Here is a 21798-nt window from a genome sequence, read left to right as displayed (position 1 = left end):
CCGGGTGCTTCCGCGCACAAACGTGCGGCCGGCGGAGTCCGCAATCCGGTGATAGTGACGCCCGCGGGGGCAGCGGCGGTGTATTACTGGCACAGAACCCGTCGCCGCGAGGAATGCACCGATGCCAACGCCAAATCTTCCGCCCGGTTTCGACTTCACCGACCCCGACATCTACGCCGAGCGGCTGCCGGTCGCAGAGCTCGCCGAGATGCGCCGGGTCGCGCCGATTTGGTGGAACGAACAGCCGGTGGGCCGAGGCGGCTTCGACGACGGCGGCTTCTGGGTGGTGACCAAGCACAAAGACGTCAAGGAAATCTCGTTGCGCAGCGACGTATTCTCCAGCCTGCAAAAGACCGCGTTACCGCGCTACAAGGACGGCACGGTGCCCGAGCAGATCGACCGCGGCAAGTTCGTGCTGCTCAACATGGACGCCCCGCAGCACACCCGGCTGCGCAAGATCATCTCCCGCGCGTTTACCCCGCGAGCGGTCGAGCGCCTCCGCGACGATCTGGCCGAACGCGCGCGGCGGATCGTCACGGTGGCCGCCGCCGAGGGCGCCGGCGACTTCGTCGAGCAGGTGTCGTGCGAACTGCCGCTGCAGGCGATCGCCGGCCTGATGGGGGTGCCGCAGGCCGAGCGGAAGAAAATTTTCCACTGGTCCAACCAGATGGTCGGCGACATGGATCCCGAATTCGCCGACAACGACGCGATCGCGGCGTCGGTCGAACTGATCATGTACGGGATGGCGATGGCCGCCGATCGGGCCGAGCACCCCGGCGACGACCTGGTCACCACCCTGGTTCAGGCCGACGTCGACGGTCACAAACTCTCCGACGACGAGTTCGGATTCTTCGTCATTCTGCTGGCGGTCGCCGGCAACGAGACCACCCGCAACTCGATCACCCAGGGCATGATGGCGTTCACCGACCACCCCGACCAGTGGGAACTGTTCAAGCGGGAACGCCCGACCACCACGGCCGATGAGATCGTTCGGTGGGCCACCCCGGTCACCTCGTTTCAGCGCACCGCGCTGGCCGACTATGAGCTGTCCGGGGTGCCGATCAAACAGGGTCAACGGGTGGTGATGTTCTACCGGTCGGCGAATTTCGACGAAGAGGTGTTCGATGACCCGTTCACCTTCAACATCCTGCGTGACCCCAACCCGCACGTCGGGTTCGGCGGCACCGGCGCGCACTACTGTATGGGCGCCAACCTGGCCCGGATGACGATCGACTTGATGTTCAACGCGATCGCCGATGGGATGCCGGAGCTGACGTCGGTGGGCCAACCCGAGCGGCTGCGGTCCGGCTGGCTCAACGGGATCAAGCACTGGCAGGTCGATTACGGCGCGCGGTGCCCGGTCGCCCACTGAGGCGCCGCCGACCGTCGCGGGCCCGCCGCTACGGTGGCAGCTGTGGCCGACACAGCGTGGACTTTCGACGGGCAGCACGGTGAGCTGCTCATTCACACCGGCGTCACCGGTCGAGCAGCGAAAATGGGGCATCGTCTCACCATCGCGATGCGGCACTGGCAGGCGACGGTGCGCTGGGCCGGCGGTGCGCCCGCGGCGGCCGAACTCACCGTCGACGTGGACTCCCTGGAGGTGCTGCGCGGCGAAGGCGGCGTGACCCCCTTATCGGGGCCGGAAAAGGCGCTGGTGCGCTCGAACGCCTTACGCTCCCTCGATGCCCGCCGCTATCCGCAGATTCGTTTCGGCGCCAACACGGTTGAACCGACCGCCGACGGATACCGGCTGACCGGGGAGCTGAATATCCACGGAACCGCACACCGGCAGGTAATCGAGCTCCACACAACGAATTCCGGTGCGGTGTGGGAATTGTCCAGCAAAGCCGCGGTCCGGCAATCCGATTTCGGTGTCCGGCCCTACTCGATGATGATGGGTTCGCTGAAAGTCGCCGACGAGGTCTCGGTCACGTTTCATGCCACCCGCGCCAAGGACACCTGAGCGACCGAAGCCCAAATGCTGGGCCTGGCGGTGTTGCTGCGACACAATCGGGGCAGGCTCACCTTCGAGTCGAAGCCGTCGCAGGAGGCGTCGCTCATGCAACCTCAATCTGCCCGCTATCCGGTCCGGGTCCGCGGCGAGCTCGATGCGGTATCGCGCTGGCGGTGGCTGATCAAGTGGATCCTGGCCATCCCGCACTACCTGGTGCTGCTGGTCTTGGCCCTCGGCTACCTGGTGGTCACCGTGATCGCCTTTTTCGCGATCCTGTTCACCGGGCGGTATCCCCGGGCGTTGTTCGACTTCACCGTCGGTGTGATGCGCTGGCGCTGGCGGGTCGCGTTCTACGCGATCTCGGCGTTGGGAACCGACCGGTATCCGCCGTTTAGCCTGCGGCCCAATCCGGAGTATCCCGCCGACCTGGAGGTGGACTACCCCGAGCGGCTGCACCGCGGCCGGGTGCTGGTCAAATGGTGGCTGCTGGCGCTGCCGCACTATTTGGTGCTGGCCCTGCTGTACAACGGCGGTTGGCGATTTTTCAACGACCACGGCGACCATTGGGATCTGCATTTCGTGCTGCCGCTGGCGCCGCTTTTGCTGCTGATCGCCATGATCGGTTTGCTGTTCACCGGCCGCTACCCAAAGGGCCTGTACGACTTGATGATCGGCATCAACCGGTGGGCGCTTCGGGTGCGGGTGTACGCGTCGCTGATGCGCGACGAATACCCGCCGTTTCGGCTGGATCTGGGCCCGCGGGAGCCGTCGCCCGAATCATCCTAAGTCGCCGGGCTACGGCGAGGGAACCGAGACGTCCTCATCGTGCGCGGCGATCGGCGCGTCCTCGGGTTCGGCGGCCGGCCGGTTGGCCGGGGCCCGCACCGCGGCGGCCCGCGGCGGCCGGGGCGGGGTCGCGGCCTCGGCCACCGGGGGTGTCGACGAGGTGTGGGTGACCTGCTCAATGGAGGTGGGGCCGTGTTCGGGGGCGAACCGCAAACCCAGCGCCAACGACGCCGAGGCCACGAACGTCACCGCGCCGGCGACCAGCATCGTCACCCCGCCGGCGTAGCTCAACGACCGCCGCGGCGCGGCGGCGGGCCCACGGCGCGGCGCGACGAACCGCGCATCGGTGAACTCCCCGTCGCCGGGCGCGGCAGCCAGGGCCGTACCGCGGGCGACCGCCAGTTGCGCACCGGATTGCGCGAAAACCGGTATACCCAGCGACTTCTCCAGCCGCCGGGTGATGGCGTCGACGTTGGTGCTGGTGCCCGAGCCCGCCAGCACCAACCCGTCCGGGTGCCAGTTCGCCCGGTCGAACAGCGCCGTCAGCCACCGGATCAGGCCGTTGTCGTCGATGGGCTGTTTGACCGCCGTGCGGGCACCGTGGCCGCCGCCCTCGACCATGACGACCGTCGCCGCGTCGTCCTCGATGAGGCAGACCGCGGTCCGCTCCGACCCGATGACCGGCCCGATTCCGCGGGTCAACGCCTCGGCGGCATCCGCGAACCGGATTGGTACGACGTTGTCGAACCCGGCATCGGTCAACGACTCCAGCAGCAGGGCGGCATCCGCGGCCGCCTCGTCGCTCCAGGTCATGCCGATGGCGTGTAACCGCTGGTCACGCTGGTCGACCATGGCTTGGGTTTGCCACACCGCCGCCATGGTTTGTTCGGCGGTATCGACCGCGCGCACCCCGCGTCCCGTGCGCACGGTGAACTCGTCATGGTCGAGCGTGACGCCGTCGGCGTCGTGGCCTTCCACCAGGACCCACCCCACCCTGGTCCGCGTCATCGATATGCCTAGAACGGTCTCCAAAATTCGCACCCCAATCGTGCCCCGACCTGCGATACCGCCGCAGCGCGAATTCGTGCGGTGTGTATGGGTTCGCGCGCGCCGGACCGGATCAGGACAGCGTGGTCTTCGTCGGCTTTATCGCGGGTGAGCCTACCCAAGGTGCGCAAGGCCACCGCACTGGGTGACCAAAAGCACAGCGCCATCGGCGTGGCCGGTTAAGTCGGCCGGCCGCCCATATCACGTGCCGCCGACGCAACACACATTTCGTTACAAAAACGCGATGTCTTCGCGTTGTGATCGACACATCGGCCACTTTCAGGGTAAGTTCACCCGCGGAGCACACGGTGCATACATCTCTAAGGGGCCAAGGTATGACAAACGTGAGCAAAATATGGCGCGGCTGGGGCCGTCGGCTGTTGATCGCCGCGGTCGCCGCCGCCGCGCTGCCCGGGCTGGGCGGTCTCGCCGGCGGGACAGCACCCGCGCAGGCGTTCTCCCGGCCGGGTCTGCCGGTGGACTACCTCATGGTGCCGTCGCCGTCGATGGGGCGCGACATCAAGGTGCAGTTCCAAAGCGGTGGCCCCAACTCCCCGGCGGTCTATCTGCTGGACGGTCTGCGCGCCCAGGACGACTACAACGGCTGGGACATCAACACCCCGGCGTTCGAGTGGTACTACCAGTCGGGCCTGTCGGTGGTCATGCCGGTCGGTGGGCAGTCCAGCTTCTACGCCGACTGGTACCGGCCGGCGTGCGGTAAGGCGGGTTGCTCCACCTACAAGTGGGAGACCTTCCTCACCAGTGAGCTGCCCGGCTACCTGCAGGCCAACCAGAACGTGAAGCCCACCGGCAGCGCCGCGGTCGGTCTGTCGATGGCCGGTGGCTCGGCCATGACGTTGGCGATCTACCACCCCGGGCAGTTCATCTACGCCGGCTCACTGTCGGGCTACGTCAACCCCTCCGAGGGCAAGGGCTGGATCGGCCTGGCGATGGGTGACGCCGGCGGGTACAAGAAGGAAGACATGTGGGGCCCGGACGACGACCCGGCGTGGCAGCGCAACGACCCCACCGTCAACGTCGGCCAGCTGGTCGCCAACAACACCCGGCTATGGGTGTACTGCGGCAACGGCACCCCCAACGAGTTGGGTGGCGCCAACCTGCCGGCGACGTTCCTTGAAGGCAACTTCATGATCGGCCAGAACAAGAAGTTCCAGGAACTCTACGAGGCCGCCGGCGGTCACAACGCCGTGTTCAACTTCCCGGACTACGGCACCCACAGCTGGGAGTACTGGGGCGCCCAACTGCAGGCGATGAAGCCGGACCTGCAGAGCACGCTGGGCGCCGGATAACCCCATCCGCACCGCGATAACTGCGCTTGTCGGCACCGCCGCCAAGCGCAGTTTCTTTTCCGGCCCCGCGCGCCCGGCCACAACTGGGCCCTCCCCAACCGCGCCGAGAGCGCGCACAATCGTCACGGGGCGCAACGGAAGGAGGGACGATGAAGGCCCATGTTGGCGATTGGCTGGTGATCAAGGGCGGGACCATCACGCAGCCGGATCAGCGCGGACGAATCACCGAGGTGCATTCGGCCGACGGCTCGCCGCCCTACGTGGTCCAGTGGGCCACGGACCATGTGGCGACGGTGTTTCCCGGCTCGGACGCCATGATCGTCACCGCCGCGGAACTGCAGGCCGCCGACGAGCGGAGCCGGTCCAAGTCCGCATCGGTGGCAACCTCGATCGCGCACCACATCACCAGCGGTTAGACCGGGGTCGACGCACCCGGTCCGTCGCCGTTCGGGTCGCGGTGCTCATCGTGGCGGCGCTCGCCGCCCCAGCACCGGCCCGACCGGACCCGGGCGATTTGACCGCGCTGGTCGATGCGGCCGCCGAGCGGCTGCACACCGCCGAGGCGGTGGCGGCGTTCAAATGGACGGCCGGACGGGCCGTCGAGGATTCGGTGCGGGTCAACCAGGAGTTGGCCACCCTGGCCGCCGATGCGGCCGACGCCGACCTCGATGCCGGCTACGTCCGGCGGGTCTTCGCCGACCAAATCAATGCGACGGAGGCGGTCGAGTACACCCGTTTCGGGCAATGGAAATTGGATCCCGCCGCCGCGCCCGGGACCGCGCCCGACCTGGCGGCTTCGCGGTCGGCGATCGACGCCGTCAACCAGGTGATGGTGGCAGAGATCGGCCGGCAGTGGGACCTGCTGCATTCCGCGGGATGCACCAGTCAACTCGACGCGGCGCTGGGCGCGGTCAGCAGCGCCCGCGGGCTCGACGCCCTTTACCGGCAGGCGCTTTCGTTCGCGACCCGGTCCTATTGCCGGCCCTAACCGCCGAGCGCGGCGATGAGCTCCTTGATCTTGCCGGCTTCCTCGTCGGTCGGGGTTTCATCGCCCTCGATGGCGTCGAGCAGGTCCGCCCGCAGGCCCGCGCCGTTTGCGGTCTCTTGCGCCGAAAGCTTGGCGCGGCGGCGGGTGACGTAGAGCCGTTGCCCCAAGGTGGCGCCGGGTGCGGTGGCCGCGTCGGCCATCAGGTCGTCGTAGCGGGTGCGGACCCCGCTGAGCGCCACAATGACCGATGGCGTGGCCCGGCCGCGGGCGGCGGCCTGGGTCAGCGCGGTTTGCAGCTTGCGGAGACCGGACAGGATTACCGCGGCGCGACCGGAGAACTCCTCATCGCTGGGATCGGGCAGCGCGTCGATCGCGGCGGTAAACATCTGCATCGCCGCCTCGACCAGGCTGACGATGACCGGGGCTTCCCCGTCATCCAGCGCGGCCTCAGCCATGGGACCGACCCCTCCGGTACGTGGTGGCACTGGTCAGCGTGTCGATGGTGATCACCCCAATTGATCGTGCGGGAGGCCGACGACACGCTAGCGCGGATCGACCGTCGAGACAAGGGTTATCAGCCGTCCGCCGCGCAACACCGCGGAGGTCGGCTGCATCGGGACTTTGCCCGATCACGTCAGTTAACTCGGCGTACCCACGGTAATCGATGCGCGTGGTGTCCATTGCCAATTTCGTCGCCGCGCGCGCCACCTTCTGGCACATCTGTATCAGCGTTGTCTGCTTTTGCGGCCAGCCGACATTCGGCTCTTGTGCCGCGTTAGGAAAACGTCCAGAGTGAATGTATGGCGGAACAGAAATTGCTCGGACCGTGGATTGACGGCTGCGTATTGCAACGGATCATGTTTCGCGACGGTCTGGTGCTCAACCTCGACGATTACAACGAGCTCGTCATATCGGCGCCGATCCGACTGAGGTTGCCCGCGACGGATAAGTCACCTGCCGAAGTGGTCACCATTGACCCGCACGACCCGGCCGTGCAGGAACGGGCGCTATTCGATTTCGCCGGGGAGATGTGCACCCGAGTGGTCTGGGACGACCACGGGAACCTGCACGTGGAATTCTCCGATGGGCACGAGATCGATGTGGCGCCGGACTTGCACGTCACCGCCTGGGAGATGTACGGCAAGTACCACGGCTACGCGGCCTGCCTGGCCCGCGGGAAGTTGCGCGTGGTGCGCCACGATATGCCCGAGGACGGCGACCGGGCCTAAATCCAGCCACTCGCCGCACCGCAAGGCCGGCGCGGTTTTACTGCGCCCCCAAACATGCTTGGATCAAAGCCATGCAAGGTTCGGCGACGGTTCACATGGCGGCACCCCCGGACAAGATCTGGGAGCTGATCGCGGATATCCGCAACACCGGGCGGTTCTCCCCCGAAACGTTTGAGGCCGAGTGGCTCGACGGTGCCACCGGCCCCGCGCTGGGCGCCCGGTTCCGCGGACACGTACGGCGCAATGAGATCGGGCCGGTGTACTGGACGACGTGTCGGGTTACCGCGTGCGAGCCCGGCCGCGAATTCGGGTTCGCGGTCTTGGCCGGCGACCGGGCGGTGAATAACTGGCTCTACCAGTTGACGCCAAGCGGCGACGGCACCGACGTCACGGAATCGTTCCGGCTGGCCTCCTCGCCGCTGACCACCGTGTATTACTGGGTGTTTGGCGGTTTTCTGCGCCAGCGGCGCAATATCCGGGACATGACCAAAACCCTGGAGCGCATCAGGGACGTGGTCGAAGACCAGTAGCCGAGGGGCGTCGAGGTGAGCGGGTTGCGGCAACGGGCGCACTGGCTGGCCCTGCACGGATTCGTCCGCGGGGTCGCGTCGATCGCGGCGCGGCGCGGCGATCCGCAAGCCCGGCTGGTCGCCGACCCGGCGGTGCGGGCCGACCCCATCGCGTTCTACGAAGAACTGCGGTCCCACGGTCCGCTGGTGGCCTCCCGCATCGGGTACCTGACCGTGGATCACGCCGTCGCCCACGCGTTGCTGCGCTCCGACGATTTCCGGGTGTTCTCGCCCGGATCCAACCTGCCCGCACCGCTGCGTTGGCTGGAGACCCGCACCCGGGATGACCTGCTGCAGCCGCTGCGGCCACCGTCGCTGTTGGCCGTCGAGCCGCCCGAGCACACCCGCTACCGCAAGACGGTTTCCTCGGTGTTCACCCCCAAGGCGGTCGCCGCGCTGGGTGACCGGGTGCAACGGACGGCGGAGGCGCTGCTCGATGGGCTGGCCGGCGACGCCGGTGTGGTCGACGTCGTCGACCGGTACTGTTCGCAGCTTCCGGTCGCGATCATCAGCGACATCCTCGGGGTCCCCGAACGCGACCGGATGCGGGTGCTGGAATACGGCGAGTTGGCGGCCCCCAGCCTCGATTTCGGTGTGTCCTGGCCGCAGTACCGGCGGGTGCAGCACGGGGTGGCCGGCTTCAACGCCTGGCTGGCCGACCACCTGCGCCAGTTGCGCCGCGCCCCCGGCGACGACCTGATGAGCGAGTTGATCCGCACCGCCGAGGCCGGCGACCCCGACACCCAGCTCAACGAGACCGAGCTGCGCGCGGTCGCCGGGCTGGTGTTGGCCGCCGGTTTCGAGACCACGGTCAACCTGCTGGGCAACGGGATTCGGATGTTGCTGGACGCGCCGCAGCAGCGGGAAACCCTGCGGCAGCGCCCCGAGCTGTGGGCCGGCGCGGTCGAAGAGATCCTGCGGCTGGATTCCCCGGTGCAGCTGACCGCCCGGATGGCCGGCACCGACACCGAGGTGGCGGGCACCGCCATCCGACGCGGTGAGGTGGTGGTGATCGGTTTGGCCGCCGCCAACCGGGACCCGGCCGTGTTCCCCGACCCGCACCGGTTCGACCTCGAACGCGCCAACGCCGGCCGGCATCTGGCCTTCTCCGGCGGCCGGCACTTCTGCCTGGGTGCGGCGCTGGCCCGCGCGGAAGGCCAGGTCGGCTTGCGCGCCTTCTTCGACCGCTTCCCCGAGGCTCAGGACGCGGGCCCCGGGCGCCGCCGCGACACCCGGGTGCTGCGGGGCTGGTCGACGCTGCCGGTGCGGTTGGGTGAGCCGGTGCTGGCCAGCCGGTGACCCGGCTACACCCGGTCCGGGTCAAGCAGCGGCAGCAGCATGTGTGACGCGGTGGGGCCGCCCTGGTGGATGCGGTAGCTGCCGCCGGTCAACGCGGCCCGGGCGGGCTGGGTGGGCACCAGGTTGGGAAAGTCGTAGGTGGTCACCGTCAGCCGCAGCCGGTGATCGGGGGCGATCAGCACCGCGGTGGGGAACACCTCGATGTCGTAACGGGTCAGCTCACCGGGCACGACGGGGTCGGTGGCCGCGCGGGTGCTGACGTGGTGGGGCCGCAGCACGGTGCCGTCGGGCAGATACCAGGTGCGGTCGGGGTCGAGCGCGCGGTGTGACCCGAGCAGCGCCCCCTGGGTCAACGGCCGGCTGGCCCCGTCGGGGGCGACGTCGTCGAGGTGGGCGACCCACAACGTCTCGGTGGTGGTGGCGGTGGCCTGCACGGTCAGCGTGATCGGACCGGCCAGCAGGGTAGACGTGGCGAACGGCTCGGTGGTGTAGCACAGTGCGCCGCGCTGCAGCCGCCGGTTGTCCTGGTCGTAGCGAATCGGGCGGCCGGCCTGGGTGGCGATGAAGCTGTTCATGCCCAGGCTCCACTGCTCGAGGCTGCGGCCGGCCACCGGGCCCCGCGCCCGGTACGGCAACGTGGCCACGGTTTCCTGCTCGGCGGCCTCCGGTGTCAGGCGACCGGAGTCGGACAAGTAGTAGCGGGTCGGTGTCGCCTCGGCCAGCGGGTAGTCGCGGGCGTGGAACCAGCGCGGGCTCCCGATCGCCTGGAAGGTGAACGGCGCCCCGGCGAACGCGGCGGCGGGGTCATCCTTCAGCCAGTGGTCGAACCACCGCAACTGCAGCGCCTGCAGGTGCAGCCGGTCGAAGTTCGACACGTGATACCACGGGCCCATCAACAGCCGGATCCGCTCCGACAGCGGCTGGCCCGGCTCCATCGGCGCCCGGGCCGGGCGCCCGGCACACGCGTTTTGCAGGATGGCGTAGTTCAGCGGTGCGCCGCGCTGGAACGCGTCGTGCCAGCCGCCGACCAGGAACACCGCCACCCCGTTGGCGGCGATGTCGGGCAGCACCGCGTCCGGCCGCATGGCATCCCAAAACGGCCCGTCGTAGGCGGTGTCACCGCCGTGCATGGCCTCGGTGACCAGCGGTCCGAAGTAGCGCCGCTGGTCGCGGCCGCGTTGGCGCACCGCGGCTAGGCCCCCGGACCGGGGCCGCGGATGCCCGCCCCGGGCGAAGAACTCCAGGGTCGGGTTTACGACATTGAGCAGCGTGTACAACGCACCGTAGGCGCGCACCGTGCGCAGGTGCGGCACCCCGCCCATCGCGGCCGCGTCGCGGTAGAAGTCGTTGGCGGCCATCACCGGGAAGATCGCCTTGAGCGGGGAGTCCGGCCCCACCGCGGCCGCGGTGAACAGCTGGTTGATCGCCAGGTAGGAGATCCCGAACATGCCGACCCGGCCGTTGGCGTTGGGCAGCGTCGCCGCCCAGGCGACCAGATCCACCCCGTCTTGGGCCTGCTCGGAGCCGAACATCGCGAACGAACCGCCGGAGGCCCCGGTGCCGCGGACGTCGACCATCACCTCGATGTAGCCCCGCTTGATCAGGTACGGGGTTGGGCCGCCACCGATCTGGGCGGCCGGCGGCGGGGCCATCTTGCCGTACGGCGTCACCGACAGCAGCACCGGAAACGGGCCGGCCGCCGGCGACCCGGTCTCCGGCACGGTGGGGTAATGGATGTCGGCGCGCAGCACCACGCCGTCGCTCATCGGCACCGCAACATTGCGCCGCACCCCCACCCCGTAGCGCGCCGGCCCCGGCGTCCACGACGGCAGGAACGGCGACGGGTTCTCGCTGCGATCCCGGACCGCCGTCGCGGCCCGGCCGACCACCGCCGCCGTCCCGAGCGCCGCCAGCGCCCATCCGACTCGCCGCCCCACCCGCAATCCCGCCATCTGCTACCTCCGCATGCCGTCTCGACTCCCCGCACTCTAAGCCGAGCCAATCGTTGGACACCTGTCCAGTGTCGCCGTTATATTGACGTCCGTGACCTACGACACAATCATCCGGGACGGTCGGTGGTTCGACGGCACCGGCGCCCCGTCGATCCGCACCGCGGGAACGGAGCCGGCCCATGCCGGCTGACATCCGCGAGCCCGTCCTCGGGCTGTGGCGGGCGTTGTCCAGGCGCGACTGGGAGGCGGTGAAAACCTTTCTGTCGCAGGACTGCATCTATGTCGATATGCCGGTCGGGCCGGCGCTGGCCGCGCGGGGTCCCGAGGACATCGTCAAGCGGCTCAAGGTCGGGCTGGAACCGCTGGCCGGCTACCAGAACCACGACGGCGTGCTGGTGTCCGACGGCGCCGACGTGATGTATGAGCACTCCGAGACGTGGCATTGGGCCAGCGGGGAATCCGCGGTGCTGCCGTTCGTGACCGTGCACCAGGTGCGCGACGGAAAAATCACGCTGTGGAAGGACTACTGGGACCTGGGCGGGCTCACCAACTTCGCGCCGCCGAACTGGATGGAGGACCTGGCCTTGGCGGACACGTCATGGGTGTTCGACGCCACCGGATTGATCTGATTCAGCTTTTCTGCCGCCGCGGCGCCGCGTCGTGCCATCACGGCGTCCCACCTGGGCCAACACGACGCCGAGTGTGCGTCCAGGGCGGGATTTTCGCGAAATCTCCGCCCTCACCGCACACTCGACTCGTCCGCCACCGCAAGGTCAAACCTGATAGATCCGTGCCGCGTTGTCGCGGGCGATCAGGTCCACCACCCGGATGGCGTCGGCCTCGCTCCAGTCGCCGTCCTCGACGAAACCCTGCAGCACCCGGTGTATGCCGGTGCGCCACAACGCTGCCCCCAGGTAGTGCAGTTCGGCGGGGCCGTAGCCGTCCGAGGAGTACACGATTTTGCGGAACGGCGCCAACTCCAGCAGTCGGGCAATGAACGCCGGGGCACGCGCCCCCAAATGGGTGATGGCCAGCCCGCCGTCGAGGTAGACGTTGTTGAACGCCTGCGCCAGGTAGCCGGCCTCCCGCTCATAGGGGTAGCAGTGCAGCAACACGATCGGGGTGTCGCCGGAGTCCTGCAGAAACTGCCTCAGATACAGCGGGTTGGCGGTGCGCAGGTCGGCGTCGCGGTCACCGAAGCCGACGTGCAACTGCAGCGGCTTGCCCAGCCGCAGCGCGCACTGCAGCCCGAACCGCAGCAGCACCGGATCGGCCACCCGGACACCGCCGGCGTCGCGCCACCGGGCGGCGGCCCGGCTGACCTGACCCGGCGACGGTGCGCTCAGATCACCGGCAAACCCGCCCCGGTAGGCCAGGATCGACTTGGTGGCGATGGCGGTGGCGGCGCGCCGTTGCAGGATCTCCTCGAAGGCCGCGGCGTAGTCGCCGGGTGCCGCCGCGGCCTGCTCGGCCACCTGCTCGAGCCGCACCACCTCGTGCGCGCGGCTCCCCGACAGCGCGCGCATGGTCGCGACGTCGGCCACGTCGTCGAGCCCGGTGTCGACGAGCCAGTCGGTGACGCCGGCCGCGCCCAGGAACGTCCGGGCCACCTCGGCTTCATCGGATTGCGCCCGCCGCTGCCAATACCGCTCGGGCTCAGCGTGTCTGGGCAACCCCAGCAGCGGTGCGCAATGTGCCCGGACCGCGAACCCCAGCTGTGAATCGAACCCGGAGTCGAAGGCGGCCAGCGGCTCGGTGTTGGCCTCGTTGAGCCGGTTCTCAAACCGTTGCCGGTCGCCCGCCATGAGCCAACAGCCGTGGACATGCTGATCGATCAATCCCACCGCGGCGATGTGATCCGTCAGCGCCGACACCGTCACACACTCCAGGCCATCCGGAACTTCTCGGTGAGCTCCTCGGGGTCCAGGTCGGCGTACCGGTCGTGCTCGAGGCGGCGGACGGCGACCAGCAGGTCGATCACCTGATCACCCAGGATTTTGCGGAGTCGCCCCGAGTTATCCAGGGCGGCAAGGGCTTCGGCCTGGGTACCGGCGAGTCTGGCGTGGTCGAAGTCGGGCAGCGTTGCCGGGTCCACCGTGGTTTCCTCCGGCAGCACGGCGTGTTGCCCGATGCCGTCCACCGCCAAGCCCAGGATCGCGGCCGAGGCGAGATACGGGTTGGCCGAGGCGTCGACCACTTTCACTTCGACGTTGCCGCCGGCCGGGGCACCGGGGCCGTCGTGCACAAAGCGCAGTGCGGCTTCCCGGTTTTCGGTGCCCCAGCACAGGTTCGCGCCGGCCCAGTTGCCCGGGCGCATCCGCAGCCCGGACACGATAGATCCGCACAGGATTCCCTGCGCTTCCGGCAGTCCGTGCAGCAGCCCGGCCAGCGCGCTTTCGCCCTCGGGGGTCATCCCGCCGGTGCCCTTGCCGCCGGAGAACAGCGGTTTGCCGGCCTTGGCCAGCGAGAAGTGTTGGTGGGCACCGGATCCGACGCCGTCGGTAAACGGGGTCGGTGACAGGCTGACCCGCAGGCCGTGCCGGCGGGCGACCCGCCCGACGATGATCCGGGTCAGCACCAGCTGGTCGGCGGCCGCGACCGGCGACAGCGGGCTGAGCGAGACTTCGAACTGGTTGACCCCATATTCGGGGTGGATCTGTTCGACACCGACCCCCGCGGCGGCGGCGGTGGCGATGATGTCGCGGATGAAGGTCTCATGTTCGAGCAGACCGGCCGCACCGTAGGGCGCCCACAGGGTCGACGGCAGCCGCGTTCCGTCCGGATTCACCAGGACGAACTCGATTTCGTGACCGACCACCGCCTCGATCCCGGCCTCGGCCAGCGCGGCCTCGACCCGACGCAGGGTTCCCCGACTGCACGCCGGGACGGGGGTGCCGTCCTGCTCGAAGAACGCGCCGGGTGCCCACGCGAACCCGTCGCCGACGATCCGCAGCGCCGACAGGTCGATGCGGATGCGCTGGTCCCCCACCACGCCGACATGGTCGGTGAACGCGATCCCGGTCTGGTCGATGGCGAAGCCGTGCCAGACCGGGCTGGCGCCCAGTCCCGGGTCGGCGAAGGTGTTGGTCCGCCGCAACGGCACCGTCTTGGCTTGGGTGAGCCCGGCCGGATTCACCACCGTGCCGATGACCGCCTCCACCCCTTCGGATTCGAGCTGGGCGATCGCCGCGGCGGCCAGCGGCGCGGCCGGGCGGCTCACACCCGGCTGGGCAGGGTGAACGCGCAGGCCTGGCCGAGGTCCAAGGTCCGCAGCACCCGTCCCATGCCCAGCCACAGCGCGCACGACAACGCCAGGTCGGCCAACAGCTCCTCGGAAAAGTGCTCGGCGGCACGGGCCCAGAAGTCTTCGTCGTCGCGCAGCACGGTGTGCTCGGTGGCGAATCGGTGCGCGAACTCGGCCGCTAACCGCTCCTGGGGGCTGTAGCCCGGCCAGGTGCGCCACTGCGCGACGTGTTCGTAGAGCTCCTCGTCGACGCCGGCGGCGGGCCCGTCGGCGTCGCGGGTGTTGACGCAGACCGCGCATTCGTTGTCGTAAGCGATCACCATCCGGGCGAGTTCGCGGGTGCGCATCGGCAGCCGGTTGCGGTTGTAGACGGCGTCAGACAGTCCGGCCAGCGCGCCGCCGAGTTCCGGGGATTTGACGAACCAGCCGGAAAGGTCGTCGTCGGCGAAGGCTCCGATTCGGCTCATGGTGGTGATGCTACGCCGCCGGACATGCCCTGCCGAGGAGCCGTTAGGCGAAGTTCGCCTCGCAAAAGCTGCTGACTGTGCGGTTTTATCCGCTTTTTGGCCGGCAGGCGGATGAGGCCGCACAGTCGCGGACGCTTTAGCCCTGCGGTTGACGCTCACGCCAATCACGTTGGGCCAGAAGTCGTTGCGAAATCCGCTCCAGCGCAGCATTCACGGCGGCCCGGTCCGGACGGCCCTGAAAACTCCCCGACCTCGACAGCTTGTCGAGCACCCACTCATGGAGCAGCCGCGAGACGAAATCGACGTAGGCGAGCCCGGCGCGGGTCAGCCCCAGGTTGTCGCCGTCGCGCAGCGCGTAGCCGTCGTTGACCAGCCGGTCGAAGACGGGTTCCAGCACCTCATACGGCACACCCAGGTCGTCGCCGATCTCGGACAACCGCGCCGCGCGGTAGGTCTGGATGTAGCGGTGGATCCGCAGCACCCCCCACAGCGCGGCGACGTCGAGGTCGCAGTCGGGCCGCAGCGCGATGCTGCGCAACCGCACCCCCGGGGCGCCGCGCAGCAGCCGTCCGATCGCGATCTCCAACAGCGCATCCGAGGTTTCGTCGGTCGGCATCCCGAACCCGTCGCCGAGATCGGCGGCGTTGCTGCGGATATCGCGCAGCGGAACCTCGCGCAGACACAACGCCAGCACGAACCCGACCACCGCGACCGGTGCGGCCCACAAGAACACCTGCCCCAGCGCGCCGGCGTAGGCCGCCACGATCGGCGCGGCCTGCTCGCCGGGCAGCCGGTGCAGGGCCGCCGGGGAACTGGCCGCCTCGGCGGGGGCGCCGCTGGCCCGCAGCGCCGCGCCCATCCGGGAATCGAGGAAGTTCAAAAACAGTGACCCGAAGATCGCGGCGCCGAACGAGCTGCCGATGGTGCGAAAGAAGGTCACGCCGGAGGTCGCCACCCCCAAATCCTCGAAACTCGACGTGTTTTGCACGATCAGCACCAGCACCTGCATGGACAAGCCGATGCCGGCGCCCAGCACCAGCAGATACACCGATTGCACCAGCGCCGAGGTGGCGGCGTCCATCCGCGACATCAGCACAAAGGCCAGCGCCATCAGGGCCGTCCCGGCCACCGGGAAGATCTTGTACCGGCCGGTGCGGCCGACCACGGTTCCGCTGCCCGTCGAGGTGATCAGCATGCCGACCACCATCGGCAGCGTGCGCAGACCCGAGGTGGTGGCCGACACACCGTTGACGTATTGCATGTAGGTGGGCAGGAACGTCAACGCCCCCAGCATCGCGAACCCGACCACAAACGCCAACACGCAGCACACGGTGAACACCGGGCTGGCGAACAGTCGGGTGGGCAAAATCGGTGCGGCCGCGCGGCTTTCCACCCAGACGAACGCGCCCAGCGCCACCGCGGAACCGACGAACAGCCCGACGATCGTCGCCGACCCCCACGGATAGCGGGTGCCGCCCCAACTGGTGGCCAGGGTCAGGCCGGCGGCGCCCACCCCCACCAGCGCGATGCCCAGAGAGTCGATCACCGGTTTCGCGCGCTGGGCCAGCGCCGGGATGGCCGCCCCGGACACCACGATGACGACCGCCGAGATCGGCACGTTGACCCAAAACGCCCACCGCCAGGTCAGGTAGTCGGTGAAGTAGCCGCCCAGCAGCGGCCCGACCACCGAGCTCACGCCGAATACCGCGCCGAGCATGCCCTGGTAGCGGCCGCGTTCCCGCAGCGGAATGACCTCACCGATCAACGCGGTGGCCGTCACGGTGATCCCGCCGCCGCCGATGCCTTGCAGCGCCCGCGCCGCGACCAGCATCAGCATCGACTGCGACAGCCCGCACAGCACCGAACCGATCACAAAGCAGACCACCGCGGTCTGGAACACCGTTTTGCGGCCGAACAGGTCCCCGAGCTTGCCGACCAGCACGGTCACGATCGTGGACGCCAACAGGTAGCTGGTCACCACCCACGACTGATGTCCCGCGTCACCCAGGTCGGCGACGATGGTCGGCAACGCGGTCGCGACGATGGTTTGGTCCAGCGCCGCCAGCAGCATGCCGAGCACGATCGCGGTGAAGATGAGGTTGCGTCGCTGCGGGCTCAGCGGCGCGTGGCCGGGTTCGGGAGCTCCCGCGGCAGCGGTGCGCGCCGTCGACCCGGTCATACCGTCCTTCCTCGTCGGCCCTCGATGCTAACGGGCGTCGACGAGGAATCCGCTGCGGCGCGCGCCTAACCTCACGTCGGGGGCCGGGCGACGCATTGCGCGGCGTAGAGCGCCTCGCCCAACTTGTCCATCAGCTCCAACTGGGTCTGCAGGTAGTCGATGTGGTCTTCCTCGTCGGCGAGGATCTTCTCCAACAGGTTCGCGCTGGTGGCGTCTTGTTTTTCCCGGCACATGACGATGCCGGGTTTGAGGCGATCGACCACCTCGAGTTCCAGGGCCAGGTCGCTCTCGAACTGCTCCCGCAGGGTCTGGCCGATGCGGAGCGATCCGATGCGCTGATAGTTGGGCAACCCATCGAGCAGCAGAATCCGGTCGGTGACGTCTTCGGCGTGCCGCATTTCCTCAAATGACTCGTCGCGGGTATGACTCGCCAGTTCGGTGAAACCCCAATTGTCTTGCATCTTGGAATGCAAAAAGTATTGGTTGATGGCGGTAAGTTCGCTGGTTAATTGTTCATTGAGCAGGCGCAGAACATCAGGATCACCTTGCATGATCTCTCCTTATTGAGGCTGTCGCACGTGGCACCGTGACAAGCGGGCTGGGCTGTGCGCCGCCGGTCGTGGCGTTTTCAATCTAGTGCAGGTGGCGACGGTCGGCAGGCCGTTTGGCGACGACGCGCCGCGGGCCGCCGCCACCGGGTGCCGCGCCGGCCCGCCGCGGGGCGCGCGTGGGCATCTCCGCTGCTCACAGGCGTGTCAGTGTTAGGTTAGACTCCACTAACACGAGTTAGGTTAGACTCGGCTAACATGAGGCTTGTGCGATCCCCGAACGGTGCTGGCGCACCCGCTTGCGGGGGCGCGGAAAACGGCCACGAATTGCATTCGCTGGTGCTGGCGGCGGATTACCGCATTAATGACGTCAACCGCATGTGGTCATTGATCAAAGAGGGCCGTTCGCCCCTGGTCGCACTGGGCGCTCACCATGTGGTGATGTACAACTCGATCTGGGAACCGGGTCGAGTCCTGGTCACAATGGGCATTCGCCATCGCGAATCGGTGCAAGAATTGCTGCGCTCCCCCGCGGTATTTGAATGGTTTGACCTTGTTGGGGTCACCGACCTGCCCGCGATATTCGCCGGTGAGGTGCTGGAAAAAATCGACCTGACCACATCGGCGCCCGACACCATCCCGGCCGGGGTGATCGTCGGCGCGGTCTCGGCCGTCGACGACGTTGCCGAGCTCATGGTCAAAGTGCACGGCGGACTGGATCGGTTCCGCGACGCCGGGGTACGCAAAGTCTGGCTGTATCGGGCCTTCGACGACGGGCAGGAAGTGATGACGCTGTTGGAGATTGACAGCCTGGCCAGCGCTCAGCGCTGGATTGATCATCCCGACGCGGCCGCGGAGTGGATGTCCGGAGCGGGGATCGGCGCCTACCCGAGCCTATTCGTCGGCAAGCTGGCCCATGTCATGAGCACGGAAGTGGCCCGCTGATGTACGTGTGTCTGTGCGTGGGAGCCACCAGCCAAACCATCTGCGACGCCGTGGCCCGCGGGGCATGCACGTCCAAGCAGATCGCCGCCGAATGCGGCGCCGGCGCCGACTGCGGGCGGTGCCGACGCACCCTGCGCGCGATCATCGCCGCCGAGTCGAAAACGGCACCGAATTGCCTGGATAACGACTGCGTTTCGGTGGACGACGAACGCAGCGTCGCGCAGTTCAGCTATCCCGGCCGGTGAAATCGGCCAGCGCCGCGGCGTTGGCCTGGGTGCCCAATAGCTCGGCGAAGTGGGCGTTTTCCCGCGCGCTGGCGGCGGCGATCTCCGGGCGGGTCGGCTCCACCATGGTGTGCTTGACCGCCATCAGGCTGGAAATGGGCCGGGAGGCCAGGATCTCGGCGTGCCGGCGCGCGTCGGCCAGCAGCTCCTCGGGTTCGCAGACCTTCCAGACCAGCCCCATCCGCAGCGCTTCGGCGGCGTCCACCCATTCCGAGGACATCAACAGCCAGGCCGCGTTCTGCCGTCCCACCAGTTGCGGAAGCAGGTAGGACGAGGCGGCTTCGGGGGCTACCCCCAGGCTGGTGAACGGGCATTTGAGCCGCGCGGTCGACGACATGAACGCCAGGTCGGCATAGCCGAGGATGGTGGCGCCGATCCCGACACCGACGCCGTTGATCGCACAGATCAGCGGCTTGGGGAACCCGCTCAGCACCTCCATCAGGCCCCGAAATCCGTGCTTTCCCGGGGTGAAATTCGGATCGGTGACCATGGCCTGCATTTCGGCCAGGTCGGTGCCGGCGCTGAACGCCCGCCCGGCCCCGGTGAGCAGCACGACGGCGACCTCGGGATCGTCGGCGGCGGCCAGCAGCGCCTCGGCGGTGGCGTCATACAGCGCCTCGTTGAAGGCGTTGAGCGCCTCGGGCCGGTTCAGGGTCAGGGTGCGGACCCGGTTGTCGTCGTCGATCTGCAGCGTCACGGGCTGCAGCCTAGACCACACGGATGCGCTTAAATATCGCCATGTCCGAGCCAGGTACCAATCCGCCACCACCGGGTCGACTCCCGCACGACTTCGATCACGTGCACGCCGACGTCAGCGGCGGCTGGCTGCGGGCGGCGACCTTCGGCGCCATGGACGGGTTGGTGAGCAACACCGCGCTGATCGCCGCGGTGGCCGCCACCGCCAGCGCCGACGCCGTCGAGGTCAGCGGTGTCGCCGGCCTGCTGGCCGGGGCGTTCTCGATGGCGCTCGGCGAGTACGCGTCGGTGACCACCGCCAACGAGCAAATCGACGCCGAGGTGGCCGTCGAGCACCGCGCCTTCCGGGCGCACCCCGACGCCGAGCGGGCCGAACTGGTCGACATGCTGGTCGGGCTGGGCATGACCGAGCACACCGCGCAGCGTGCCAGCGAGGAGATCCACCGCAACGAGGACCGCGCGGTCAACTTCCACATGGCACTCGAGATCGGGGTCGACCCCCGGGAGAAGGCCTCGGCGTGGCTGGCCGCGATCTCGTCGTTCGCAACGTTCGCCGTCGGCGCCCTGATCCCGTTGCTGCCCTGGGTGCTCGGTTTCGACCTGCTCTGGATGGGGCTGGTGTGCGCGGGCGTCGGCCAGCTGGTCGCCGGCGCGCTGGCCGCCCGGTTCACCGGCAAACCGATGTGGTGGGCCGCCTTGCGGCAATTGGCTTTCGGCGCCATCGCCGTCGCCGTGACCTACCATCTCGGTCCGCTGATCGCCGACCTCATCTGATCGGGATTAGCCGCAGTCGATCAGCGCCATGAACCCGAAGTCCATGTGGGACTGCTTGTGGCAGTGGAACAGCGACAGCCCGGGCTCCTCGGCGGTGAAGTCGATGTCCGCGGTTTGGTAGGCGCCGAGCATGACGACGTCCTTGCGCACCCCGGCGGTCGGCGTGCCGGCGATGTGAGTGATCTCGAAGGTGTTCCGGTGCAGGTGGATCGGGTGGTTACTGTCGCTGGCGTTGCGCAGGCGCAGCCGATAGCGCCCGCCACGTTCGACGGTGAATCGCGGCTGGCCGGCCGGCATGGTGAAGCGCTGCCCGTTGATCGTCCACACGTCGAAGCCGTTGTCGGCGGCGTTCTGCCGCTCAAAGAGCAGGTCGATCACCTGATCGGCGGCCGGCGGGTTGACACCGGGCCGGGCGAACAACCGGTAATCCCAGCGGAACGGCGGCGGCGGGGTCCATTGCGGCGCCCCGGTCTGCCCGGCGTATGCGACGACGATGCCCGCGCCGCGGCCGCGATCGTCGTCGTCCAGGTCGCCGAGCACCCACACCCCGGGGGTGGTCATCTCGACCAGGGCCGAGACGCGTTCGGCGGCGCCCAGCCACAGCACCGGAACCGGCGCGGGGGTGGGCACCGGGTTGCCGTCGAGGGCGACGACGGTGAAGGCGTGTCCGGGCAGCGCCAGGCTGCGGGTTTCGGTGGCGCTGGCGTTGAGCACGTGCAACAGCACCCGGTCACCGGATTTGACGCGGATGGGATCGCCATGCCCGAGGGGGCGCCCGTTGATGGTGCAGACGCCGTATTCGAGGTCGAAGCCCAGCGGCAGTCCACGCGCCGTCACCTGCGCCATCGCGGCCTCGCCGATGTCACGGAGCCGCGGATCCTGGGGACCGGCCAGGTAGTCGGTGCCCATGTCGCCGGAGCGGTTGAGGGTGGGTTCAAATTCCTTGAGGGTCACAAAGACCTCGCGGTCGTAGCCGCCCGGGTTCTGCGTGGGTTCGACATAGACCGGCCCGGCCTGCCCGGAGTAGGCGCCCAGGCTCAGGTCGGCGCCGGCGACCAGGTGGGTGTGGTAGAACCGCAAGCCGGGCGGGCCGGGATGGAACCGCAGCCGCCGCATGCCATGCGGGGGAATGAACGGGGTGCCCTCCTCGGCCGAGCCGTCCACGTCCACGGGCAGCGTCTGGCCGTGCCAGTGCAGCTGCTCGGGACTGTCCGTGTCGTTGTAGACGTCGACCGTCGCGGGCTTGCCCTCGGTGAACCGCAGCAGCGGGCCGGGGAATTGGCCGTTGTACAGGGTGGTCGACACCACCCGATCCGGGGTGAGCTCCACCAGCCCGGCACCGATCCGCAACGTGTAGTCGGCCTTGCCGGCCGGCGGAGTGCGGGTGCACGCCGCGGTCGCGGTGAGCGCGGCCCCGCCCAGCACCGCACCACTGAACTTGAGGAACTCGCGTCGCCCCAGGCTCATCGTTGCAGCTTAACCGGCTGACGGCGCATGCCCCGGAACCGAATGACGTGACCGGCT

General features: G+C 68.5%; 22 protein-coding genes and 2 pseudogenes. 14 read left to right on the top strand and 10 right to left on the bottom strand.

Annotation, left to right across the window (positions count from 1 at the left end; genetic code table 11):
* Positions 1-121: 121 nt before the first annotated feature.
* From ACAG26_RS12455 to ACAG26_RS12445, 3 genes are all read left to right on the top strand, one after another.
* Positions 122-1372 (top strand): cytochrome P450, encoded by a 1251-nt coding sequence (locus ACAG26_RS12455; protein ID WP_370482574.1) that lies wholly within the window; start codon positions 122-124, stop codon positions 1370-1372.
* A gap of 42 nt (positions 1373-1414) precedes the next feature.
* Positions 1415-1966: a YceI family protein gene (locus ACAG26_RS12450; protein ID WP_370482570.1), complete on the top strand. Its 552-nt coding sequence runs from the start codon at positions 1415-1417 to the stop codon at positions 1964-1966.
* 96 nt (positions 1967-2062) lie between these two features.
* Positions 2063-2743 (top strand): DUF4389 domain-containing protein, encoded by a 681-nt coding sequence (locus ACAG26_RS12445; RefSeq protein WP_370482568.1) that lies wholly within the window; start codon positions 2063-2065, stop codon positions 2741-2743.
* Positions 2744-2752: 9 nt separating this feature from the next.
* On the opposite strand, the gene ACAG26_RS12440 is transcribed toward ACAG26_RS12445, so the two are convergent.
* Positions 2753-3751: a hypothetical protein gene (locus tag ACAG26_RS12440; RefSeq protein WP_370482566.1), complete on the bottom strand. Its 999-nt coding sequence runs from the start codon at positions 3749-3751 to the stop codon at positions 2753-2755.
* Positions 3752-4125: 374 nt separating this feature from the next.
* On the opposite strand from ACAG26_RS12440, the gene ACAG26_RS12435 reads away from it, so the two are divergent.
* The 3 genes from ACAG26_RS12435 to ACAG26_RS12425 all read left to right on the top strand — a co-directional run bounded on the left by ACAG26_RS12435 (position 4126) and on the right by ACAG26_RS12425 (position 6088).
* The gene (locus ACAG26_RS12435) at positions 4126-5100 is read left to right on the top strand and encodes an esterase family protein (RefSeq protein ID WP_370482564.1); all 975 of its coding nucleotides are present in this window, start codon (positions 4126-4128) and stop codon (positions 5098-5100) included.
* Between the two features lie 149 nt (positions 5101-5249).
* On the top strand, positions 5250-5516 hold the full coding sequence (locus ACAG26_RS12430) for a DUF1918 domain-containing protein (protein WP_370482562.1): 267 nt from the start codon (positions 5250-5252) through the stop codon (positions 5514-5516).
* On the top strand, positions 5474-6088 hold the full coding sequence (locus tag ACAG26_RS12425; protein ID WP_370482739.1) for a chorismate mutase: 615 nt from the start codon (positions 5474-5476) through the stop codon (positions 6086-6088). Before ACAG26_RS12430 ends, ACAG26_RS12425 begins: the two co-directional genes overlap by 43 nt.
* Here the strand turns inward: ACAG26_RS12425 and ACAG26_RS12420 are convergent.
* Positions 6085-6474 (bottom strand): hypothetical protein, encoded by a 390-nt coding sequence (locus ACAG26_RS12420; RefSeq protein ID WP_370482737.1) that lies wholly within the window; start codon positions 6472-6474, stop codon positions 6085-6087. The genes ACAG26_RS12425 and ACAG26_RS12420 overlap by 4 nt on opposite strands.
* A gap of 414 nt (positions 6475-6888) precedes the next feature.
* Between ACAG26_RS12420 and ACAG26_RS12415 the strand changes: the two genes are divergently transcribed.
* The 3 genes and pseudogenes from ACAG26_RS12415 (at position 6889) to ACAG26_RS12405 (ending at position 9185) form a co-directional block, all read left to right on the top strand.
* The gene (locus tag ACAG26_RS12415; RefSeq protein WP_370482561.1) at positions 6889-7317 is read left to right on the top strand and encodes a DUF6188 family protein; all 429 of its coding nucleotides are present in this window, start codon (positions 6889-6891) and stop codon (positions 7315-7317) included.
* 40 nt (positions 7318-7357) lie between these two features.
* Positions 7358-7847: pseudogene (locus tag ACAG26_RS12410) on the top strand (SRPBCC family protein).
* A gap of 24 nt (positions 7848-7871) precedes the next feature.
* Positions 7872-9185, top strand: a complete 1314-nt coding sequence (locus tag ACAG26_RS12405) for a cytochrome P450 (RefSeq protein ID WP_370482735.1) — start codon at positions 7872-7874, stop codon at positions 9183-9185.
* A gap of 5 nt (positions 9186-9190) precedes the next feature.
* On the opposite strand, the gene ACAG26_RS12400 is transcribed toward ACAG26_RS12405, so the two are convergent.
* Positions 9191-10981, bottom strand: a complete 1791-nt coding sequence (locus ACAG26_RS12400) for a CocE/NonD family hydrolase (protein ID WP_370482734.1) — start codon at positions 10979-10981, stop codon at positions 9191-9193.
* 217 nt (positions 10982-11198) lie between these two features.
* Between ACAG26_RS12400 and ACAG26_RS12395 the strand changes: the two are divergent.
* Both ACAG26_RS12395 and ACAG26_RS12390 read left to right on the top strand, forming a co-directional pair.
* A pseudogene (locus tag ACAG26_RS12395) lies at positions 11199-11303 on the top strand (hypothetical protein); the annotation flags it as partial.
* A gap of 13 nt (positions 11304-11316) precedes the next feature.
* Positions 11317-11766, top strand: coding sequence for a nuclear transport factor 2 family protein (locus ACAG26_RS12390; protein WP_370482559.1), 450 nt, complete (start codon positions 11317-11319; stop codon positions 11764-11766).
* Between the two features lie 144 nt (positions 11767-11910).
* On the opposite strand, the gene ACAG26_RS12385 is transcribed toward ACAG26_RS12390, so the two are convergent.
* The 5 genes from ACAG26_RS12385 to bfr form a co-directional block, all read right to left on the bottom strand.
* Positions 11911-13002, bottom strand: coding sequence for an amidohydrolase family protein (locus ACAG26_RS12385; RefSeq protein WP_370482732.1), 1092 nt, complete (start codon positions 13000-13002; stop codon positions 11911-11913).
* 11 nt (positions 13003-13013) lie between these two features.
* The gene (locus ACAG26_RS12380) at positions 13014-14357 is read right to left on the bottom strand and encodes a glutamine synthetase (protein ID WP_370482558.1); all 1344 of its coding nucleotides are present in this window, start codon (positions 14355-14357) and stop codon (positions 13014-13016) included.
* Entirely contained in the window at positions 14354-14848 is a 495-nt protein-coding gene (locus tag ACAG26_RS12375; RefSeq protein WP_370482556.1) for a carboxymuconolactone decarboxylase family protein, read from the bottom strand. Before ACAG26_RS12375 ends, ACAG26_RS12380 begins: the two co-directional genes overlap by 4 nt.
* Before the next feature lie 136 nt (positions 14849-14984).
* Entirely contained in the window at positions 14985-17027 is a 2043-nt protein-coding gene (locus ACAG26_RS12370) for an MDR family MFS transporter (RefSeq protein WP_370482554.1), read from the bottom strand.
* Between the two features lie 71 nt (positions 17028-17098).
* Entirely contained in the window at positions 17099-17578 is a 480-nt protein-coding gene (gene bfr, locus ACAG26_RS12365; RefSeq protein WP_370482553.1) for a bacterioferritin, read from the bottom strand.
* A 375-nt stretch (positions 17579-17953) separates the two neighbouring features.
* On the opposite strand from bfr, the gene ACAG26_RS12360 reads away from it, so the two are divergent.
* Both ACAG26_RS12360 and ACAG26_RS12355 read left to right on the top strand, forming a co-directional pair.
* Positions 17954-18520, top strand: coding sequence for a fatty-acid--CoA ligase (locus ACAG26_RS12360; RefSeq protein ID WP_370482730.1), 567 nt, complete (start codon positions 17954-17956; stop codon positions 18518-18520).
* Entirely contained in the window at positions 18520-18765 is a 246-nt protein-coding gene (locus tag ACAG26_RS12355) for a bacterioferritin-associated ferredoxin (RefSeq protein WP_370482551.1), read from the top strand. The genes ACAG26_RS12360 and ACAG26_RS12355 overlap by 1 nt, the downstream gene beginning before the upstream one ends.
* Here ACAG26_RS12355 and ACAG26_RS12350 read toward each other — a convergent pair.
* Entirely contained in the window at positions 18746-19501 is a 756-nt protein-coding gene (locus ACAG26_RS12350; protein ID WP_370482550.1) for an enoyl-CoA hydratase/isomerase family protein, read from the bottom strand. The two genes, ACAG26_RS12355 and ACAG26_RS12350, sit on opposite strands and share 20 nt — an antisense overlap.
* Before the next feature lie 41 nt (positions 19502-19542).
* Between ACAG26_RS12350 and ACAG26_RS12345 the strand changes: the two genes are divergently transcribed.
* Positions 19543-20274, top strand: a complete 732-nt coding sequence (locus tag ACAG26_RS12345; RefSeq protein ID WP_370482549.1) for a VIT1/CCC1 transporter family protein — start codon at positions 19543-19545, stop codon at positions 20272-20274.
* Between the two features lie 6 nt (positions 20275-20280).
* Here the strand turns inward: ACAG26_RS12345 and ACAG26_RS12340 are convergent, their stop codons facing one another.
* Complete coding sequence (locus ACAG26_RS12340; RefSeq protein ID WP_370482548.1) at positions 20281-21741, bottom strand: multicopper oxidase family protein; 1461 nt, start codon at positions 21739-21741, stop codon at positions 20281-20283.
* Between the last annotated feature and the right edge of the window lie 57 nt (positions 21742-21798).

Source organism: Mycobacterium sp. pUA109, from assembly GCF_041287095.1.
GTDB lineage: Bacteria > Actinomycetota > Actinomycetes > Mycobacteriales > Mycobacteriaceae > Mycobacterium.
The sequence above is the reverse complement of the archived record's forward strand: the minus strand, read 5'-3'. Positions and strand labels throughout refer to the sequence as shown.

What these genes read in the sequence shown, in the direction of transcription:
- ACAG26_RS12455 (WP_370482574.1), top strand. Translation starts at nt 122, where the DNA reads ATGCCAACGCCAAATCTTCCGCCCGGTTTCGACTTCACCGACCCCGAC.
- ACAG26_RS12445 (WP_370482568.1), top strand. Translation starts at nt 2,063, where the DNA reads ATGCAACCTCAATCTGCCCGCTATCCGGTCCGGGTCCGCGGCGAGCTC.
- ACAG26_RS12440 (WP_370482566.1), bottom strand. Translation starts at nt 3,751, where the DNA reads ATGACGCGGACCAGGGTGGGGTGGGTCCTGGTGGAAGGCCACGACGCC.
- ACAG26_RS12435 (WP_370482564.1), top strand. Translation starts at nt 4,126, where the DNA reads ATGACAAACGTGAGCAAAATATGGCGCGGCTGGGGCCGTCGGCTGTTG.
- ACAG26_RS12430 (WP_370482562.1), top strand. Translation starts at nt 5,250, where the DNA reads ATGAAGGCCCATGTTGGCGATTGGCTGGTGATCAAGGGCGGGACCATC.
- ACAG26_RS12420 (WP_370482737.1), bottom strand. Translation starts at nt 6,474, where the DNA reads ATGTTTACCGCCGCGATCGACGCGCTGCCCGATCCCAGCGATGAGGAG.
- ACAG26_RS12415 (WP_370482561.1), top strand. Translation starts at nt 6,889, where the DNA reads ATGGCGGAACAGAAATTGCTCGGACCGTGGATTGACGGCTGCGTATTG.
- ACAG26_RS12390 (WP_370482559.1), top strand. Translation starts at nt 11,317, where the DNA reads ATGCCGGCTGACATCCGCGAGCCCGTCCTCGGGCTGTGGCGGGCGTTG.
- ACAG26_RS12375 (WP_370482556.1), bottom strand. Translation starts at nt 14,848, where the DNA reads ATGAGCCGAATCGGAGCCTTCGCCGACGACGACCTTTCCGGCTGGTTC.
- ACAG26_RS12370 (WP_370482554.1), bottom strand. Translation starts at nt 17,027, where the DNA reads ATGACCGGGTCGACGGCGCGCACCGCTGCCGCGGGAGCTCCCGAACCC.
- bfr (WP_370482553.1), bottom strand. Translation starts at nt 17,578, where the DNA reads ATGCAAGGTGATCCTGATGTTCTGCGCCTGCTCAATGAACAATTAACC.
- ACAG26_RS12360 (WP_370482730.1), top strand. Translation starts at nt 17,954, where the DNA reads ATGTGGTCATTGATCAAAGAGGGCCGTTCGCCCCTGGTCGCACTGGGC.
- ACAG26_RS12355 (WP_370482551.1), top strand. Translation starts at nt 18,520, where the DNA reads ATGTACGTGTGTCTGTGCGTGGGAGCCACCAGCCAAACCATCTGCGAC.
- ACAG26_RS12345 (WP_370482549.1), top strand. Translation starts at nt 19,543, where the DNA reads ATGTCCGAGCCAGGTACCAATCCGCCACCACCGGGTCGACTCCCGCAC.
- ACAG26_RS12340 (WP_370482548.1), bottom strand. Translation starts at nt 21,741, where the DNA reads ATGAGCCTGGGGCGACGCGAGTTCCTCAAGTTCAGTGGTGCGGTGCTG.